The 16039-nt window shown below is 71.1% G+C and carries 18 protein-coding genes; 5 read left to right on the top strand and 13 right to left on the bottom strand.

The genetic code is table 11. The annotated features are described in order from the left end of the window. Nucleotides 1-3: 3 nt before the first annotated feature. Nucleotides 4-834 carry an SDR family NAD(P)-dependent oxidoreductase gene (locus MED15_RS09060; protein WP_112735328.1) on the bottom strand — a complete coding sequence of 277 codons (831 nt, stop codon included), beginning with the start codon at nt 832-834 and terminating at the stop codon, nt 4-6. A gap of 50 nt (nt 835-884) precedes the next feature. After that, nucleotides 885-1343, bottom strand: a complete 459-nt coding sequence (locus MED15_RS09055; RefSeq protein ID WP_091395696.1) for an Lrp/AsnC family transcriptional regulator — start codon at nt 1341-1343, stop codon at nt 885-887. Between the two features lie 270 nt (nt 1344-1613). Here MED15_RS09055 and MED15_RS09050 point away from each other — a divergent pair, with 270 nt between their 5' ends. Then, on the top strand, nt 1614-1880 hold the full coding sequence (locus MED15_RS09050) for a BldC family transcriptional regulator (RefSeq protein ID WP_007454516.1): 267 nt from the start codon (nt 1614-1616) through the stop codon (nt 1878-1880). Nucleotides 1881-2023: 143 nt separating this feature from the next. On the opposite strand, the gene MED15_RS09045 is transcribed toward MED15_RS09050, so the two are convergent. Continuing rightward, nucleotides 2024-2653 carry a UbiX family flavin prenyltransferase gene (locus MED15_RS09045; protein ID WP_091395700.1) on the bottom strand — a complete coding sequence of 210 codons (630 nt, stop codon included), beginning with the start codon at nt 2651-2653 and terminating at the stop codon, nt 2024-2026. Nucleotides 2654-2805: 152 nt separating this feature from the next. On the opposite strand from MED15_RS09045, the gene MED15_RS09040 reads away from it, so the two are divergent. After that, nucleotides 2806-3792: a terpene synthase family protein gene (locus MED15_RS09040; protein WP_112735326.1), complete on the top strand. Its 987-nt coding sequence runs from the start codon at nt 2806-2808 to the stop codon at nt 3790-3792. A 21-nt stretch (nt 3793-3813) separates the two neighbouring features. Here MED15_RS09040 and mqnP read toward each other — a convergent pair whose 3' ends face one another. Both mqnP and MED15_RS09030 read right to left on the bottom strand, forming a co-directional pair. Then, nucleotides 3814-4725, bottom strand: a complete 912-nt coding sequence (gene mqnP, locus MED15_RS09035; RefSeq protein WP_112735324.1) for a menaquinone biosynthesis prenyltransferase MqnP — start codon at nt 4723-4725, stop codon at nt 3814-3816. After that, the gene (locus MED15_RS09030; RefSeq protein WP_112586383.1) at nt 4725-6185 is read right to left on the bottom strand and encodes a menaquinone biosynthesis decarboxylase; all 1461 of its coding nucleotides are present in this window, start codon (nt 6183-6185) and stop codon (nt 4725-4727) included. Before MED15_RS09030 ends, mqnP begins: the two co-directional genes overlap by 1 nt. Before the next feature lie 278 nt (nt 6186-6463). Here MED15_RS09030 and MED15_RS09025 point away from each other — a divergent pair, with 278 nt between their 5' ends. Further along, on the top strand, nt 6464-7339 hold the full coding sequence (locus MED15_RS09025) for an alpha/beta fold hydrolase (RefSeq protein WP_112735322.1): 876 nt from the start codon (nt 6464-6466) through the stop codon (nt 7337-7339). Nucleotides 7340-7363: 24 nt separating this feature from the next. Here the strand turns inward: MED15_RS09025 and MED15_RS09020 are convergent, their stop codons facing one another. After that, complete coding sequence (locus MED15_RS09020) at nt 7364-7921, bottom strand: carboxymuconolactone decarboxylase family protein (protein WP_112603219.1); 558 nt, start codon at nt 7919-7921, stop codon at nt 7364-7366. 82 nt (nt 7922-8003) lie between these two features. Here MED15_RS09020 and MED15_RS09015 point away from each other — a divergent pair, with 82 nt between their 5' ends. Further along, nucleotides 8004-8480: a MarR family winged helix-turn-helix transcriptional regulator gene (locus MED15_RS09015; protein ID WP_112586377.1), complete on the top strand. Its 477-nt coding sequence runs from the start codon at nt 8004-8006 to the stop codon at nt 8478-8480. Nucleotides 8481-8612: 132 nt separating this feature from the next. Here MED15_RS09015 and MED15_RS09010 read toward each other — a convergent pair whose 3' ends face one another. Beyond that, nucleotides 8613-8801 (bottom strand): DUF397 domain-containing protein, encoded by a 189-nt coding sequence (locus MED15_RS09010; RefSeq protein WP_112586376.1) that lies wholly within the window; start codon nt 8799-8801, stop codon nt 8613-8615. Continuing rightward, nucleotides 8792-9598 (bottom strand): helix-turn-helix domain-containing protein, encoded by an 807-nt coding sequence (locus MED15_RS09005; protein ID WP_112735320.1) that lies wholly within the window; start codon nt 9596-9598, stop codon nt 8792-8794. The genes MED15_RS09010 and MED15_RS09005 overlap by 10 nt, the downstream gene beginning before the upstream one ends. A gap of 348 nt (nt 9599-9946) precedes the next feature. On the opposite strand from MED15_RS09005, the gene MED15_RS09000 reads away from it, so the two are divergent. Then, complete coding sequence (locus MED15_RS09000; protein WP_146766705.1) at nt 9947-11308, top strand: hypothetical protein; 1362 nt, start codon at nt 9947-9949, stop codon at nt 11306-11308. Nucleotides 11309-11378: 70 nt separating this feature from the next. Here the strand turns inward: MED15_RS09000 and ccsB are convergent, their stop codons facing one another. From ccsB to MED15_RS08975, 5 genes are read right to left on the bottom strand one after another with little or no spacing between them, the layout of a single operon-like run. Further along, on the bottom strand, nt 11379-12350 hold the full coding sequence (gene ccsB / locus MED15_RS08995) for a c-type cytochrome biogenesis protein CcsB (RefSeq protein ID WP_112586370.1): 972 nt from the start codon (nt 12348-12350) through the stop codon (nt 11379-11381). Next, the gene (resB, locus tag MED15_RS08990; protein WP_112603227.1) at nt 12350-13993 is read right to left on the bottom strand and encodes a cytochrome c biogenesis protein ResB; all 1644 of its coding nucleotides are present in this window, start codon (nt 13991-13993) and stop codon (nt 12350-12352) included. Before resB ends, ccsB begins: the two co-directional genes overlap by 1 nt. After that, on the bottom strand, nt 13993-14811 hold the full coding sequence (locus MED15_RS08985; protein WP_112735316.1) for a cytochrome c biogenesis CcdA family protein: 819 nt from the start codon (nt 14809-14811) through the stop codon (nt 13993-13995). Before MED15_RS08985 ends, resB begins: the two co-directional genes overlap by 1 nt. After that, on the bottom strand, nt 14811-15380 hold the full coding sequence (locus MED15_RS08980; RefSeq protein WP_112586364.1) for a TlpA family protein disulfide reductase: 570 nt from the start codon (nt 15378-15380) through the stop codon (nt 14811-14813). Before MED15_RS08980 ends, MED15_RS08985 begins: the two co-directional genes overlap by 1 nt. After that, nucleotides 15380-16027, bottom strand: a complete 648-nt coding sequence (locus MED15_RS08975; RefSeq protein WP_091395739.1) for a histidine phosphatase family protein — start codon at nt 16025-16027, stop codon at nt 15380-15382. The genes MED15_RS08980 and MED15_RS08975 overlap by 1 nt, the downstream gene beginning before the upstream one ends. Nucleotides 16028-16039 lie beyond the last annotated feature (12 nt).

The raw sequence follows: 16039 nt of genomic DNA, 5'->3' as shown, positions 1-16039 counted from the left end.
TGGTCAGCGCCGGTCCGGCGGCGTTGACCTGCGGCGTTGGCGGCGCTGACCGGCGCGGCCGGCGGCTCGGACGAGCGGGGTGAGTGCGACGGCCAACCTGGGCAGGGCGTCCAACAGGCGCACCTGCGCTCCCCGCCAGCGGGGCAGGCTGACCACTGGACGTGGCCGGCGGGCCAGCCGGACCGCCCGGGCCGCCACCTGCTGCGCGGTCAGCATCGATCCAGTGAACGAGGCCACCGCCCCCGGGTCGTCCAGCCGGTCGTGCAGCATCGGGGTCCAGATGCCGTCCGGGCAGAGGCAGGAGACGTGCACCCGCCGGTACCCGGCCATCCGCAGGTCGGACAGGGTGCCGAGGCTGAACGCCAGCAGGGCGTGCTTGCTGGCCGCGTACACCGTCTCGCCGGGCGCGGCGACCAGCCCGGCCAACGAGACGACGTTGAGCACGTGGCCGTGGCCCTGCCCGCGCATCACGGTCAGCGCGGCGAGGGTGCCGTTCATGGCGCCGTGGGTGTTCACGTCGAGCACCCGACGGCGGGTCGCGGCGTCGTGCTCCCACGACGCCCCGGTGACCAGGATGCCGGCGTTGTTGACCCAGAGGGCGAGGTCGCCCCGGCCTGCGGCGGTCGCCGCGATGGCGGCGCAGGCGTCCTCGTCCCGGACGTCCAGGGCGGCCGACCAGCCGCCGAGCGGCGCCGCGGCGCTCTGCACCGCCACCGCGTCGAGGTCGGTGAGCAGCACTGACCAACCGTCGGTGTGCAGCGCGGTGGCGATGGCGCGGCCCAGGCCGCTGGCAGCGCCGGTCACCACGGCCACGGGACGCGCCGGCTGGGTCATCGGCGCACGCTACCGCCGGCCGCCGGTGCGACACCAGGGGTACGCGGCGGTCAGGCCGCGGGCGGGCCGACCGGCTGGGGTCGGTTCTCCCACTTGGTGGAGAGCGCGATGGCGGTACGGGTGGAGGCCACCCCGGGCGTCCGGTTCAACCGCACGATCAACTGCTCCAGCTCGGCGATCGTGCCGACCCGCGCCTTGAGCAGGAACGACTCCACGCCGGCCATGAAGTAGCACGACTCGATCTCGGGCAGCACCCGCAGCGACTCAAGCATGTCGTCGCTGTCGGCGCCGGAGTCCTCGACGATGCCGATCAACGCGGTGACACCCAGCCCGATCGACTCCGGGGCCACGTCCGCGCGGTAGCCCCGGACCACGCCGCTGCTCTCCAGCTTGCCGACCCGCTCGTGCACGGCCGGGGCCGAGAGGCCCACCTGTCGGGCCAACTCGGCGTACGAGAGGCGGGCGTTGCCGCGCAGCAGGTCGACGAGGCTCAGGTCGATGGCATCCACAGAGAGTGACCTTAACCGTTCACACGTAACGTGCGGCCTTCGGCACCCGTTGGACTGAGCGGTGAGTCACTGTTCATAAACCGCCGGTCAGGGCAGAGGTAGCACCAGTAACATTACTAACTCCCCACTCAGTGCATTTTTCGCGTTTGGGCGGACAGGCCATGTCCCTGGTGCTGTAATTGCCATACGTCCCTCATGACGGCTCTGGGCTACGCACCAGCCGGGGGCAGTGTGTTCAGCCGGGGGCTTCGTCGACGCGAGGAGGGGGCTGTGGACACTGGAGATCGCCTGCTGACACCGGGTGAGGTCGCCGCGCTGTTTCGGGTAGACCCGAAAACTGTGACGAGATGGGCGGCGGCCGGCCGGATAGGAAGCATCCGGACTCCAGGCGGGCATCGCCGGTTTCGGGAATCCGAGGTGCGAGCCCTGCTTGAGGGGGAGGGCATGCTGGACGAGGTGGATGAGGTCGGTAAACCACGCAACGTGGGGCCGGCGGCATCCACGGGGCCGGGTCCGGCCAACGCCGGCATGTACTGAACTGGTGCGGACAACGCCACGCGGACCGGACACCAGTCCGGTCCGCGTCCCGCTTCGGCCAACAGCCGGGCGGCAGCACCGCTCGTTCTGAGCAGCACAACGGTGCCCAGCGCGAGCGGACGACTCAGCATGAGCGGGACGGCTCAGCTTCGGGCTGCGCCAAGCTGGCCGGACCATCGCCGGAACAGAGTGTGCGGGACGCCGAGCGCGTCCAGCACCTTGCCGGCCACGAAGTCGACCAACTGCTGCGCGCTGGCCGCCGCGCCGGCACCGTAGAAGCCGGGGCTGGCCGGCAGCACCACCGCGCCCGCGTCGTGCAGGGCGATGAGGTGCTCCAGGTGGCTGCGGGTCACCGGTGTCTCCCGGGGGACCAGCACCACGGGACGGCGTTCCTTGAGGTTGACCTCGGCGGCACGCTGCAACAGGTCCTTGGAGAGCCCGATCGCGATGCCCGCGCAGGCGGCCGTGCTGGCCGGGACCACCGCCATCCCGCGTACCCGGTAGGAGCCGCTGCTCGGCCCTGCGGCCAGGTCGCCGGCCGGCCAGTGCCGCACATCCGCCGTGGTCAGGTCGCGGTCCAGCCAGGCGGCGAGGTCCTCGGCCCAGTGCCCGTCACGGAAGGGTCGGCCGGTCTCGTCGAGCACTGTGAGTCGTGCCGCCCGGGACACGATCAGGTCCACCGGCTCGCCCGCGTCGAGCAGTCCGCCGATCACGGCCGCCGCGTACGGCGTACCGGAGGCACCGGAGACCCCGACCACCCATGGTTCCCGCATGCCCCCAGCCTGCCTGGTCCGGCTGGTCCGCTGGTGGGCACCCCCGGGGTTGGTCCAGTCCGACATGTCGGACGGGGTACCTGCGCATCCCACCGACCTGACATGCTGCCGCTGGCGATTCGCACCGGAACCATCTCGAGGAGGAGGCATCGGTGACGACCGGCGAGATCCTCCGGGCGCTGCGTGGCGAATGTCCGATCCCGCCCCGGCTTCCACCACCACACGCCGATCGTGTGCAGGACTGGCTGCTCGGTCTGCTGCCCGAGCTGGGCCTTCCACTGGACGCCGCCGCGCTGCACCGGCTGTCCCGGGGCGCCTTCGCCCGGTACGCCGCGCGGCTCTACCCGGCGGCGACCGAAGCCGACCTGCGGGCGCTGGCCGCACTGTTCACCTGGTTCTTCCTGGTGGACGACGCCTGCGACGGGCCGAGTCGGTTGACGCCGGAGCAGATCCGGGCGCTGCGCAACGGCACAGTGGCACTGCTGCACGAAGGCACCCGGCTGCGGCAGACCGGGCTGACCGGCCCGCTGCGGCGACTGCTGGTGCTGGCCTGGCGGGAGCCGCGCCGCCGGATGCCGGCCCGGTGGCGGCACCGTTTCGCCGACGCGGTGGCCCGACACCTCGACGGCACCTGGCAGGAGGCCGTCAACAAGGAGGCCGGCCGCCGTCCCGGCGTGGACGAGTACGTCGAGCTGCGTCGGTCGACCTCGGCGGCGGAGGTGTCGTACCCGCTTGTGGAGTTCGTCAGCGGCCGGCCACTGCCCGACCCGGTCTACCACCACCCGCTGCTGCGTCAGATCGCTCGCACCGGCAACGACCTGCTCTCCTGGTACAACGACCTGGCCTCGCTGGAACGGGACCGGGTGACCGCCGGCGGGCACAACCTGGTCCTCGCCATCGAGGCCGAACTGGGCGTGCCGGAGGCGGAGGCGGTCGAACGGGCGGCCGAGCACTGGCGGGAGGCGATGCGGCGCTTCGTCGCGTTGCGCGCCGCGGTGCCGTCGTTCGGCCCGGCGTTGGACGAGGCGGTCGCCGACCATCTCGACGGGATCGCGAACGCCGTGCGCGGGACCATCGACTGGACCTTCGAGAGCGCCCGCTACCCGGTCAGCACCACCCCGCCAGCCTCAGGGCCGTAGGCCGAGCCGGACCACCCAGCCTCAGGGCCGTAGGCCGAGCCGGATCACCAGGTCGAGCAGTGCGAAGAGGAACAGCGCGATGCCGACGAACCCGTTTGCGGTGAAGAACGCCCGGTTGACCTTGCTGAGGTCGGTCGGGGTGACCACCAGGTGCTGGTAGGCGAACGCCACAGCGGTCAGCGCCAGCCCGATCCACCAGAGCCAACCGAGACCGATCAGCGCACCGAACCAGATGAACAGGGCGAAGGTCACCACGTGCGCGACGGTGGAGGCGTGCAACGCGAAGCGCCGACCGTACCGGGCGGGCACGCTGTGCACGCCGATCTCCCTGTCGATCTCGGAGTCCTGGCAGGCGTAGATCAGGTCGAAGCCGCCGATCCACAGCCCCACCGCCGCGCCGAGCAGCCAGGCCGGTCCGGAGCCGTCCAGGGTGCCGGTGACCGCCAGCCAGGCGCCGACCGGGCCGACCGCCTGGGCGATCCCGAGGATGGCGTGCGGCCAGTTGGTGAACCGCTTGGCGTAGGGGTAGACGACCAGCGGCACCACGGCGAGCGGCGCGAGCACCAGGCAGAGCGGGTTGAGCAGGGCGGCGGCAACGAGGAAGACCACAAGCGCGACGGCCGCGCCGGTCCAGGCCGTCCGCACGCTCACCGCTCCGGTGACCAGTTCCCGACCGGCGGTACGCGGGTTCCGCGCGTCGATCTTACGGTCGAGGATCCGGTTGGCGGCCATCGCGAACGTCCGCGCCCCGACCATCGCAACAGTGATCAGCAGCAGGTCGAGCCACCGTACCCGCCCGCCGGAACTCTGCATCGCGGCAAGCGCGGAGAGGAACGCGAACGGCAGCGCGAAGACGGAGTGCTCGACGGCGACGAGCTTCAGGAAGGACTTGGTCCGGCCCGGCTTCGCCGTCGGTGCGTCGATGACGGCCATCAGATCCCGTACTCCTTCCAGCGCTTGTCGACCAGGGCCGTGACTTCCGGGCTCATGCTCATTTCCTCCGGCCAACCGCGGGTGTAACCCTCGGTGGGCAGCTTGCGGGTCGCGTCGACGCCAGCCTTACCGCCCCAGAACTGCTGGTACGACGAGTGGTCGAGGTGGTCCACCGGACCCTCGGTGAGCAGCAGGTCGCGGGCGTAGTCGACGTTGCCGAAGGCTCGGAAGGCGACCTCGTTGTAGTCGTGCACGTCGCAGTCCTCGTCGACGATCACGATCAGCTTGGTCAGTGACATCAGGTGCGCGCCCCAGATCGCGTTCATCACCTTCTGCGCGTGCTTCGGGTAGCGCTTGCGGATCGAGACGATCGCGCAGTTGTGGAAGACGCCGGCGGCCGGCAGGTCGTAGTCGACGATGTCCGGGATCATCAGCTTGAGCAGCGGCTGGAAGATCCGCTCGGTGGCCTTGCCGAGGCCGTGGTCCTCCTGCGGCGGCTTCGAGGTGACGATCGAGTGGTAGACCGGCTTGCGCTGCATGGTCATCGCCTCGATGTGCAGCACGGGGAACGGCTCGACCGGCGTGTAGAAGCCGGTGTGGTCGCCGAACGGCCCCTCGGGCAGCCGCTCACCCGGCTCCAGGTAGCCCTCCAGCACGATCTGCGCGTTCGCCGGCACCTGCAACGGCACTGTGAGGCAGTCGACCATCTCCACCCGCTCGCCGCGCAGGAACCCGGCGAACAGGTACTCGTCGATGTCGCTGGGCAGCGGCGCGCTGGCCGCGTACGAGACGACCGGGTCGCAGCCGATCGCGACCGCGACCGGCAGGCGCTGCCCGAGCCGCTCGGCGACCGCGTGGTGCGCCGTCGAGTCCTTGTGGATCTGCCAGTGCATGCCCAGGGTGTTGCGGCCGTGCTGCTGGAGTCGGTACAGGCCGAGGTTGCGCTTGCCGGTCTCCGGGTGCTTGGTGTGGGTCAGCCCGTAGTTGTGGAAGATCCCGCCGTCGTCGGGCCAGACCTGCAACCCCGGCAGCCGGTTGAGGTCGACGTCCTCACCCCGGTAGACGACCTCCTGGCAGGGGGCGGTCTTCACCTTGCGCGGCGGCAGCGACTTGAGCTGCATGACCTTGCCGAGGCCCTCCCGGATGCCCGACCAGCCGACCGGCAGTTCCGGCTTGATCATCGCGCCGATCCGGGCACCGACCTCGTCCAGCGAGTCGACGCCGAGGGCCATCGCCATCCGCTTCTCGGTGCCGAACAGGTTGATCGCCACCGGCATCTCGCCCCGGGTCGGACGCTCGAAGAGCAGCGCCGGGCCGCCGGCCCGCACCGTGCGGGTGACCACCTCGCTGATCTCCAGAGTCGGATCGACCGGGACGTCGATCCGGCGCAACTCCCCCGCGCGCTCCAGCGCCGCGATGAAGTCCTTGAGATCGGTGTACGGGAAGCCACGAGCCGCCATGTCGACCAGTCTCCCGCACCGGCTCCCGCACGGCCCAAGCCGGGTGCTGTGACGCTCGCGATCGCCCGCCGAGACCGGCCGGCCGGACGGCGGGCAGCGGACGGCGCGTCTAGATCGACTCGGCTTTCAGGAAACCGCGGTGTCCCAGGCCGCCGGACACCGCGACTTCAAGGAAGGCGAGTGGATCACCGCTCATGGGCCGCCCCTCGGGGCATGGCGGGCGCTTGAGCGGGTAGCCGGGCGGGCGGCAGAGGGCGGGGCGGCGGGCGGAGGCGGCGATGGGCGCGGAACGGGTTCCGGCGGGGTTCACCGAGCAACGGGCTCGGGTCGGCCAGATCAGCATGAACTACGTCCGTGGGGGTGCCGGCCCGCCACTGGTGCTGCTGCACGGGTATCCGCAGTGTTGGTACATGTGGCGGCACCTGCTGCCCGAGTTGGGGCGCTCCTTCGACGTGGTCGCACCCGACCTGCGCGGCTTCGGGGGCAGTGACGCCCCGGACGGCGGGTACGACAAGAAGACGGTCGCCGCCGACCTGCACGGACTACTCGATCAGCTTGGCCTGGTCGGTGACCTCCGGCTGGTCGGGCACGACCTGGGGACCATGGTGGCGTACGCGTACGCCGCCGCCCATCCGCAGCGGGTGAGTCGGCTGGTGCTCAGCGAGGCGCCGATCCCCGACGAGAGCATCTACACGTTCCCCGCGCTCACCTCGGCCGGGCCCGGGGTGTGGAACTTCGGCTACTTCTCCCTCGGCAACGGGCTGCCGGAGGCGCTGGTCAACGGGCGGGAGTCGCTCTGGGTGGACAAGTTCACCGACGCGCTGATGGTGCGCAAGGGCAGCATCGCCGCGCCCGACGTCGAGGAGTTCGCCAGCCATCTGCGCGACCCGGCGCATCTGCGGGCCAGCTTCGCCTACTTCCGGGCGTTCGAGCAGGACATCGCGGACAACGCGGCGTACCGGGGCACGAAGCTGACGATGCCGGTGCTGGCTGTCGGGGCGGCGGCCAGCCTCGGCGGGCAGGTCGCCGAGCAGGTTCGGCGGTACGCCGACACGGTCCGCGGCGAGGTGATCAAGGACTGCGGGCACTGGCTGTACGAGGAGCGCCCCGACGAGATGCTCGCCCTGCTGCGGGACTTCCTCGGGGCGTCCTGAACAGCGGCTGTCCGGCGCCCCCGGTCAGGCGGCGGCGGGCGTCCAGGCGTGGGCGGCCAGCGGCGGGTCGAGCGGTGCCCGGGTGAGCCGGTTGGCGAAGGTGGACATGGTGTACGCGCCGACCCCGAGCACCACGTCCAGCGCGTGCCGGGGCTGGTAGCCGGCGGCCAGGAAGTCCTCCAGCTCGTCCTCCGGCACTGCGCCCCGGTGGTCGAGCACGGCCAGCGTGAAGCGGCGCAGCGCCTCCAGGCGCGGGTCGGGCAGCACCGAGCCGGCACGCAGGGCGGTGATCAGCTCGGGGGTCGCGCCGAGTCGGGTCAGCTTGCCGGTGTGCAGGGCAACGCAGAAATGGCATTCGTGACTGGTGGAGACCGTCAGGATGACCACCTCCCGGTCCAGCGGGGCGAGGTCGGTCTGCTCGAAGCCCGTGCTGGCGGTGAGGAAGCCGGTGAGCAACTGCGGCGAATCGGCCATCAGCGCCACCGGGGTGGGCAGCCAGCCGAACCGGCCGCGCACTCCCTCGATGGACCGACGGGCGGCGGCGGGTGCGGTCTCAGCGGTGTGGGCGGTGAAGACGGGCATGGCTGCCTACTTTCCGAAGCTTGGATCGGGGGACGTAAGATGGTCAACGTGGTTGACGAAATAGTAAACGTGGTTGTCGAACATGGCAACCGCTGATCCCGCGCGCCCCGGCTTCGCGCTACCGCTGCTGCTCCTGGCCGGCTTCCGGACGCTGATCGACGACCTGCACGCCGAGCTGGCCCGGGAGGGGCATCCGGAGCTGCGACCGCTGCACGGGTTCGTGCTCCAGGCCGTTGGGGCGGACGGCACCACCGCCACCGAGCTGGGCCAGCGGCTGGGCATCTCCAAACAGGCCGCCGGCAAGACCGTCGACCGGTTGGTGGCCGTCGGCTACCTGGAGCGGGTCGACGACCCCTCCGACGCCCGACGCCGGCTGGTCCGGGTGACCCCGCGCGGCGCCGACGGGCTACGCCGCTCAGCCGAGATCTTCGACCGGCTGCGTGCACAGTGGGCGGACACGCTCGGCCCGGAACGGGTCACCGCTATGGAAGACGACCTCGGCACGATGGCCTCGGCCAACTGGTTCCGACTCGACGTGCCCGGCTGGTTCGGCGGCTGACCCCAGTTGCTGCGCAGGCATGAGCCGGTGGCGAGTCGTGGACCGGATCGACGCCATTTCGCCGAGGTGGCGGTTGCCGGGCGACCCGTGCCGGATGCGGTGCAGCCTGCGGTTGCCCGGTTCAGCGCGCGGTCAGCGGGCGCGGGCCAGCTCGACGAAGGCCCGCCACGCGGCGGGGGTGAAGGTCAGCAGGTCGCCGTCGCGGTCCTTGGAATCGCGGACGTGCACCCGGCCGGGCAGGTTGTCGGCGACCTCGACGCACGCGCCGGCGTCGTTGCCGCTCCGGGTGGACTTGCGCCAGCGGGCTCCGGTCAGATCCATGGCTTCACGATCTCCTCGAGCAGGTCGATCGACTGCTGCCGGGGCAGCGCGTCACTGCGCAGACTCTCCCACCTTCCGAGCAGGGTCGCCACCTCGAAGATGTCGTCCACTGCGGTGCCACCGGTCTGGTTGTCGAGGAAGCCGAGCCAGCTGCCGTCGGCGGTGCGGCCGAGGATGAACGGCCCGAAGAGCCCGGCGTGCAGGCCCACGCCCTGCGGCAGCACGTGCACCCTGATGTGCGGGCGGCGGGCGCACGCCACCAGGTGCCGCAACTGCTCGGCCAGCACCTCGGCGCAGCCCTCCGCGAAGCGCTGCAACGCGGCCTCGTCGATCACGGCGGTGAGCTGCGGCGGGTGCTCCCGGTCGAGGATCGTCTGCCGCTCCAGCCGGGCCGCCACCAACTCCTCCACCCGGTCGGCGGTGAGCCCCAGGTCGAGCCGGAACACCGCCCGGGCATAGTCGGCGGTCTGCAACAGCCCCGGAATCATCGTCGCGCCGAAGCAGCGCAGCTGGGTGGCGACCCGTTCGACCTCCAGCCACGGGCGGAACCAGACCGGCTCGCCGTCGCGCCGGCCCAGCTCGCGCAGCGAGACCAGCAGGCCGCCGGTGTCGAGCACCTCGTCGGCCCGGATCAGGTACGCCTCGTTGGGCGCCGTCTGCCCCAGCTCGACGGCCGACACCATCGACGGCGAGTAGTGCGCGCGTTTGCCGTACTCCTCCTGAGTCAGCCCGGCCGCGAGCCGGGACCGCCAGAGCTGCTCCCGGATCAGCGCCGCCGTGGACACCACTGTGGTCACTGCGCCCCACCTTCCGCCGCGATTGTCGGGTCAGGCGACCCATCCGCCGCACGGTAGCGAGCGCCTGACACTGTGTCATGCCGTGACGCGCATATCGCGGTAACGCGAGCAGCGACCCCGCCTGACCGCCCGGCTCGACAGCCGCCACTGAGAGATCCACTCGGGTTTCAGGGAGTCGCGGCGTCCCGGGCCGCACGACATCCCGACTTCCTGAAAGTCGAGTGGATCAAGGCCGAAATCGTGATCGAAAACTGTCACAGGTGATCTCTAAGATCATGGATGCCGATCGGGTCGGGGTGCTGCGAGCCCGGCTTCTTCCGATCGGCTCATCCCTCTTCAAGGAGATCCATGAGATCTGTGCACGTTGCGCGTGGCAGGCTCTTGCGCGGCCTGACCGCGCTGGTCGTGGGCACCGCAGGGGTCGCCGTGGCGGCTGGCCCGGCCGCGGCTCAGGACGACCCCGGCTGGGTCGACGGCTGGCTGGGTGACGTCACTGTCGGCGGCCCCGGCGCTCCCGGCCGCACTGTGCCGCTGACCCTGAACAGCACCGGCGCCAGCCAGCCCCGGGTGACCATCGACCTGACCGGCCTGGCCGGGGTAGCCACCGCCGGCTTCCCCGACTACTGCGTCACCCAGGGCACCTCGGTGACCTGCCCGATGCCGCCGACAGCCATCGAGGAGTTCGGCACGCTCACCGGCACCATCCCGGTGGTGTTCCGACCCGCGCCCGGCGCGGTCGACGGCGCGACCGGCACCCTCGACTACACGGCGCTCGGCGAGCAGACCGAGGCGTACGCCCAGCAGGCGACGGTCACCGTGCGGTCCGGGCCCGACCTGCTCGACCTGGTCGACGAGCACCTGACCGGCGTCGAGGTGGGCGACAACCTCGCCGTACCGGTGTCAGTGGTCAACGCCGGCGACCACCCGGCGGTGGATCTGCGGCTCACCATGCGCTTCCCGGTGGGCCTCGTGCCGACCAACTACCGCAACTGCCGGTACGGCACCAACCAGTCGCTCGCCACAGTGATGGTCTGCACAGTGCGGGGCACGTTCGCGCCCGGCCAACGCCACGAGCTGCGGGGTGGGCTCGGCACCACTGTCGGCCCGGCGACGCTCGGCAGCAAGCGGATCACCCAGGTCGTAGAGCCGCTGGCCAGTGCCGGGCCGCTCCCGAGCGGGGTAAAGCTCAGGAGCCGCGACGCCGACCGGGCGCTGCGGCTACGGCCGGTGGGCACTGCGCTCGACGTGCTCCCGGTCGAGGCGAGCCGGGCCGACGGCCAGACCTACCTGCGCGGGGTGCACGGCGCCTTCGACATCGTCGCGACGGGCGCGGCCGTCACCGGTGCCGTCGGTGACACCGTGCGGGTCACCGTCGGCCTGCGCAACACAGGTCCGGGCGTGCCAGACGGCAGCATCTCCGGCGAGAGCGTCGGGGCCTTCCTCTTCACCCCACCCGCCGGGGTCACCGTGCTGGCCACCCCGCCGGGTTGCTGGTTGAGCGGTGACGAGGAGGAGCCCGAGACCGTCCCGGCAACCTGGTACTGCAACGGACCGGGGTCGGTCTTTCCCGCCGGCACCACTCACGCGGTCGGGTTCGACCTGCGGATCGACAGCCTGTCGGGGGCTCCCGGCGAGGTCCAGCCGTTTCAGCGCTACCCCCGGGTGGACGACGACCCGAGCAACGACATCGCCCCGGTGACCGTGAACTGACCACACCCGCCGAAACGATGCGGGCCGGTCACGGACGATTCCGTGGCCGGCCCGCGCGTCATCGAACAGGTCAGTCCAGCCCGCCATACGAGTGCAGGCCGGTGAAGAAGATGTTCACGCCGAACAGGTTCATCAGCATGGTGAGGAAGCCGAGCACCGCGATCCAGGTGGCCACGTTGCGCTTCACGCTGGGCGTCGCGCGAGCGTGCAGGTAGCCGGCGTACACCACCCAGGAGATGAACGCCCAGGTCTCCTTCGGGTCCCAGCCCCACGGCCGACCCCAGGCCGCCTCGGCCCAGATGGCACCGGCGATCACCGCGAAGGTGAAGATCGGGAACGCGAAGGCGTGCAGCGCGAAGGTCAGCCGCTCCAGGCCGGCCGCGCCGGGCAGCCGCTTGGCCAGGGTGTACGGGAAGCTCCGCTTGCCCTGCTCGTACCCGTTGCGCATCAGGAAGCCGACCGCCGGCACCACGCCGAGCAGGAAGATGCCGGACGCGAAGACGATCGTCGAGACGTGGATGATGAACCAGTACGAGTTCAGCGCCGGCACCAGCGGCACGATCGGCACGTACAGCACCAGCTCGGCGGTGGCGACCAGCAGCACCATCACCAGGGTGAGGAACAGCCCGAGCTTGCGCAGCGACTGTCGCTTCCAGAGCACCACCAACCAGGCGGCCACCCCGATGAACGTCACCGTGAGCACGAACTCGTACATGTTGCCCCAGGGCATCCGGTCCGCGGCGAGCCCACGGGTGACCAGCGCCGCCAGGTGCAGCACGGCGGCGACCGCGGTGGCCCCCACCCCGAAGAGGCCCGCCAGCCGGGCCCGCCCTGCGGAACGGTCGACAGTGGGCGGCGACGGGACCGGCGCGGGCGGCGTCGGGACGACACCGCCGCCGGCACCGACCAACTCGCGCACCGGAGCCGCCGTGGCGACCCGGGTACGCACGTTGCCCAGCGCGTACTCGACGGCGTGGCCGATCATCGCGACCAGGTACGCCAGGATCGCGAAGGTCACCAGATTGTCGGAGAGTGCGGACATCACTCGGCTCCTTCTCGCACGCCGGCCCGCTCAGCGGAGTCAGCGCCATCACCAGCCCGTTCGGCACCGCTGACGGCGGCGACCAGCTGGGTGAACTCGTCGGCGAACCCTGGATAGTCGGTACGCGGCAACCCACCGACCTCCATCAAGCTACTACCGCTCGTCGGAGATCCTTCCCCGGGGTCGGCCGGCACCACCCGGAAGAACACCCGGCGGCGCTTCCCGAACAGCGAACCCATCAGCCCGACCAGCAGGACGCCGCAGCTGACCAGCAGCATCGTCGAGCCGGGATCGTGCCGGATGGAGAGGGTGACGTACCGCTCCGTGCCCAGGAACTCGACTGTCGTGCCGTCGTCCAGCTTCCAGGTCTCGCCCTTGCGGAGCAGTTTGGTGCCGACCTCCTTGACCTTGCCGGCTCGCACCTGCCGCTGGTCGAGTTGGTAGACCGAGCCGGGGATGCCGGCGTCCAGGCCGAGGTTGCCCCGGTAGGCGACCAGGTTCAGCGCGGGGTTGCGCTCGGTCGGGTACTCCGAGCGGACGAACGGCGCCTGCTCGGGCGCGGTGGGCAGGTAGATGCCGGTGAAAGCCATCTGCTGATCCGGTGCGCGCTGGCCGGTCGCCGGGTCGACGTTCGCGTCCGGGAAGGCCGCCAGCCCCTCGCTGGTCAGGCCCATGTCGCCGGTGGTCAGGAACGGCTCGTCACTGATCTGGCTGTTGCCGAACCGGTCGGTGTAGCGGATCACCGGGGCGTACCCGTGGCCGAGCAGGTAGACGCTCGCGTCGTTCAGGCGCAGCGGCGCGTTCACCGAGAAGTCGGCGCTACGGGTCGGCTCGTCCGGGCCGTCGACGGTGACCGTGGCGTTGAAGAACTCCGGCTGGCCGGAGGCAAGGAACCGGGCCTCGAAGTCGTCCAGCCGCAGGCAGAAGCGGGGCAGGTCGGCGCTGCTCACCTGGGGGCCGAGCTTCGCCTCGGCGTACTGCTGGCGGGTGTTGCAGAACGCGTTGTCCGCGCCGGCCACCAGCAGCCGGTTGCCGCTCCAGCCGTACCAGGAGCCGAGCGCCACCCCGATCAGCACCGCGATCAGCGAGGTGTGGAACAGCAGGTTGCCGGTCTCCTTGAGGTAGCCCTTCTCGGCGGAGACCTCGTCGCCGCGCACCTCGACGCGCCAGCGGCGCTTGCGCAGCGCCTCCGCGATCGCCGCCGCCCCACCGGGCGGGGCGGGCAGGACTGTGTGCTGCGGCAGCCGGGCCATCCGCTTCGGCGCGGCCGGCGGCCGGGACCGCAGCGTGCGGACGTGGTCGCGCAGCCGGGGCGTGATGCAGCCGATCAGGGAGGTGAACAGCAGCAGGTAGATCGCGGAGAACCAGACCGACCCGAAGACCTCGAACGCGCCGATCCGGTCCAGTCGGGGGGCCCAGTCCGGGTGGTCGACGAAATACTCGTTGACCTTTTCCGGGCTGATCCCGCGCTGTGGCAGCACCGAGCCGGGGATGGCGGCGATCGCGAGCAGGAAGAGCAGGATCAGCGCCGTACGCATGCTGGTGAGCTGCCGCCACGAATTGCGCAGCAGGGCCAGCAGCCGGTTCGGCCGGCGGCGTGGCGCGGGCGCCGCGGTCTCCGGTCGGTCGTCGACGACCGTCATCAGATGCTCACCTCGCCCACCCCGACGGTGGTCTGCAGCCAGATCACGAAGCTCTGCCATCCGCCGGTGACCAGGGCCAGACCGATCAGGATGAGCAGGGCGCCGCCGACCCGGGTGACCCAGCGGCTGTTGCGCCGGACGGCGCGGAAGACCCCGAGCAGGCGTTCGAAGCCCAGCCCGAAGACGACGAACGGTATCCCCAACCCGAGGCAGTACGCCACGGCGAGCACCACGGCTCGGTCGCTCTGGCCGCTGGCGGTGGCCATGCCCATCACCGCGCCGAGCGTGGGGCCGGTGCAGGGCACCCAACTGAGCGCGAAGACCGCCCCGAAGACCGGTGCGCCGAGCAGCCCGGCCGACGGCAACCGGGAGATCCGGAACTCCCGTTGCAGGGCCGGGATCATCCCGAGGTAGCTCAACCCCGCCACGATGATCAGCACGCCGACGCCGATCTGCAACTCGCGCTCGTAGTCGAAGAACACCCGGCCGATGCTGGCGAAGAGGATCGCTGTGGCCACGAAGACGACTGTGAACCCGCCGATGAAGAGCAGCGTCCCGGCGAGCACCCGACCCTTGACCGCGCCGACCCGCGCGACCCGCTCCTTGACCGCGACACCCCCGCCGGCCGGCGCGGGATCGGCCTCCGGCCGCCGGCCCTCCAGGTCGGCGCCGGCCAGACCGGTCACGTACGACAGGTAACCGGGGACGAGCGGAAGCACGCACGGGGAGAGGAAGCTGACCAGGCCGGCGAGCGCCGCCGCGCCGATGGCGAGCAGCAGCGGCCCGCTGAGGGCCAACTCCCGGAAGGTCTCGCCCATCAGTTCGGGGCCGGCTTCTCGGCGGCGACCCGTTCGACGATCGGTTGCAGGCCCTCCTGCTTGACGGCGGCCCGGATCACCGCCGCGATCCGGCCGTCCCGGTCGAGCACCACCGTCGCCGGCACGCTGTTCGGCGGGATGTCCAGCGCGAGTGCCGTCTTGCTGGACGGGTCGAACAGGCTCGGATAGGTGACCCGGCCCTTCTCGAACGCCTTGGCCTTGTCCCGCGAATCCTGGACGTTGATGCCGAGGAAGTTCACCCCGGAGCCCTTGGTGGCCTGGTAGACGGCTTCCAGGTCGTCAGCCTCGGCGCGGCAGGGCGCGCACCAGGAACCCCAGAAGTTGACCACCACGACCTGACCGCGCGCCTCGCTGACGTCGTAGCTGCCGCCGAGCAGCAGCTCACCGGCGACCTTCGGGGGCGCGGAGCGCTGGTCCGGTGCGCACTCGAAGATCCCGTCGGTGGTGGTCGTGCAGGTCTTCTCCTGCGCCTTCGACGACGTGCAGCCGACCAGCGCCATCGCGGCGACGGTGGCGAGCAGACCGGCGGTCCACCTCCGGGCGTTCATCAGGCCCCCTTGGCCGTCCGGGCGGTCGCGGAGAGAGCGATCAGGTGCGCGGCCGGCTCGCTGTAGCCGATGCCCGCCACCTTCGCACCGTCGAAGTGGAACGAGGTGAGGCTGGCCAGCCCGCACTGCCGCTTGCGCGGGTCGTGCCAGAGCCGCTTGCGCTCGACGTAACGGCGCAGCGTCCAGATCGGGAGCTGGTGCGACACCAGCACCGCCTCGCGTCCCTCGGCGGCGACCCGGGCGGCGTGCACGGCGGCGAACATCCGCTCGGCGATCACCCGGTACGCCTCACCCCAGGACGGGGTCACCGGGTCGCGCAGCACCCACCAGTTGCGCGGGTCGCGGAACGACCCGTCACCCGGGGAGACCTTCTTGCCCTCGAACCAGTTGGCGCTCTCGATCAGCCGCTCGTCCACCCCGACCGGCAGCCCGAACTGGGCGGCGATCGGCTCGGCGGTCTGCTGGGCGCGCTCCAGCGGGCTGGCCACCACGTGCACGATCTCCCGCTCGGCCAGGCCCTGCGCGGCGGCCTTGGCCATCTGCACACCCAGCTCGGACAGCCGGAAACCGGGCAGCCGGCCGTAGAGGATCTGGTCGGGGTTGTACACCTCGCCGTGCCGAAGCACGTGGACCACCGTCTTGCTCAAGGCTGCGCTCCC

Source organism: Micromonospora noduli (assembly GCF_003264475.1).
In the GTDB taxonomy this organism is placed as follows: Bacteria; Actinomycetota; Actinomycetes; order Mycobacteriales; family Micromonosporaceae; genus Micromonospora; species Micromonospora noduli.
The sequence above is the reverse complement of the archived record's forward strand: the minus strand, read 5'-3'. Positions and strand labels throughout refer to the sequence as shown.

Excerpts from the sequence above, each read along its gene's own strand:
- MED15_RS09060 (WP_112735328.1), bottom strand. The coding sequence starts at position 834 with ATGACCCAGCCGGCGCGTCCCGTGGCCGTGGTGACCGGCGCTGCCAGC.
- MED15_RS09025 (WP_112735322.1), top strand. The coding sequence starts at position 6,464 with ATGGGCGCGGAACGGGTTCCGGCGGGGTTCACCGAGCAACGGGCTCGG.
- mqnP (WP_112735324.1), bottom strand. The coding sequence starts at position 4,725 with ATGGCCGTCATCGACGCACCGACGGCGAAGCCGGGCCGGACCAAGTCC.
- MED15_RS08980 (WP_112586364.1), bottom strand. The coding sequence starts at position 15,380 with ATGAACGCCCGGAGGTGGACCGCCGGTCTGCTCGCCACCGTCGCCGCG.
- MED15_RS08985 (WP_112735316.1), bottom strand. The coding sequence starts at position 14,811 with ATGGGCGAGACCTTCCGGGAGTTGGCCCTCAGCGGGCCGCTGCTGCTC.
- MED15_RS09010 (WP_112586376.1), bottom strand. The coding sequence starts at position 8,801 with ATGGATCTGACCGGAGCCCGCTGGCGCAAGTCCACCCGGAGCGGCAAC.
- ccsB (WP_112586370.1), bottom strand. The coding sequence starts at position 12,350 with ATGTCCGCACTCTCCGACAATCTGGTGACCTTCGCGATCCTGGCGTAC.
- MED15_RS09015 (WP_112586377.1), top strand. The coding sequence starts at position 8,004 with ATGGCAACCGCTGATCCCGCGCGCCCCGGCTTCGCGCTACCGCTGCTG.
- resB (WP_112603227.1), bottom strand. The coding sequence starts at position 13,993 with ATGACGGTCGTCGACGACCGACCGGAGACCGCGGCGCCCGCGCCACGC.
- MED15_RS09030 (WP_112586383.1), bottom strand. The coding sequence starts at position 6,185 with ATGGCGGCTCGTGGCTTCCCGTACACCGATCTCAAGGACTTCATCGCG.
- MED15_RS09000 (WP_146766705.1), top strand. The coding sequence starts at position 9,947 with ATGAGATCTGTGCACGTTGCGCGTGGCAGGCTCTTGCGCGGCCTGACC.
- MED15_RS09020 (WP_112603219.1), bottom strand. The coding sequence starts at position 7,921 with ATGCCCGTCTTCACCGCCCACACCGCTGAGACCGCACCCGCCGCCGCC.
- MED15_RS09045 (WP_091395700.1), bottom strand. The coding sequence starts at position 2,653 with ATGCGGGAACCATGGGTGGTCGGGGTCTCCGGTGCCTCCGGTACGCCG.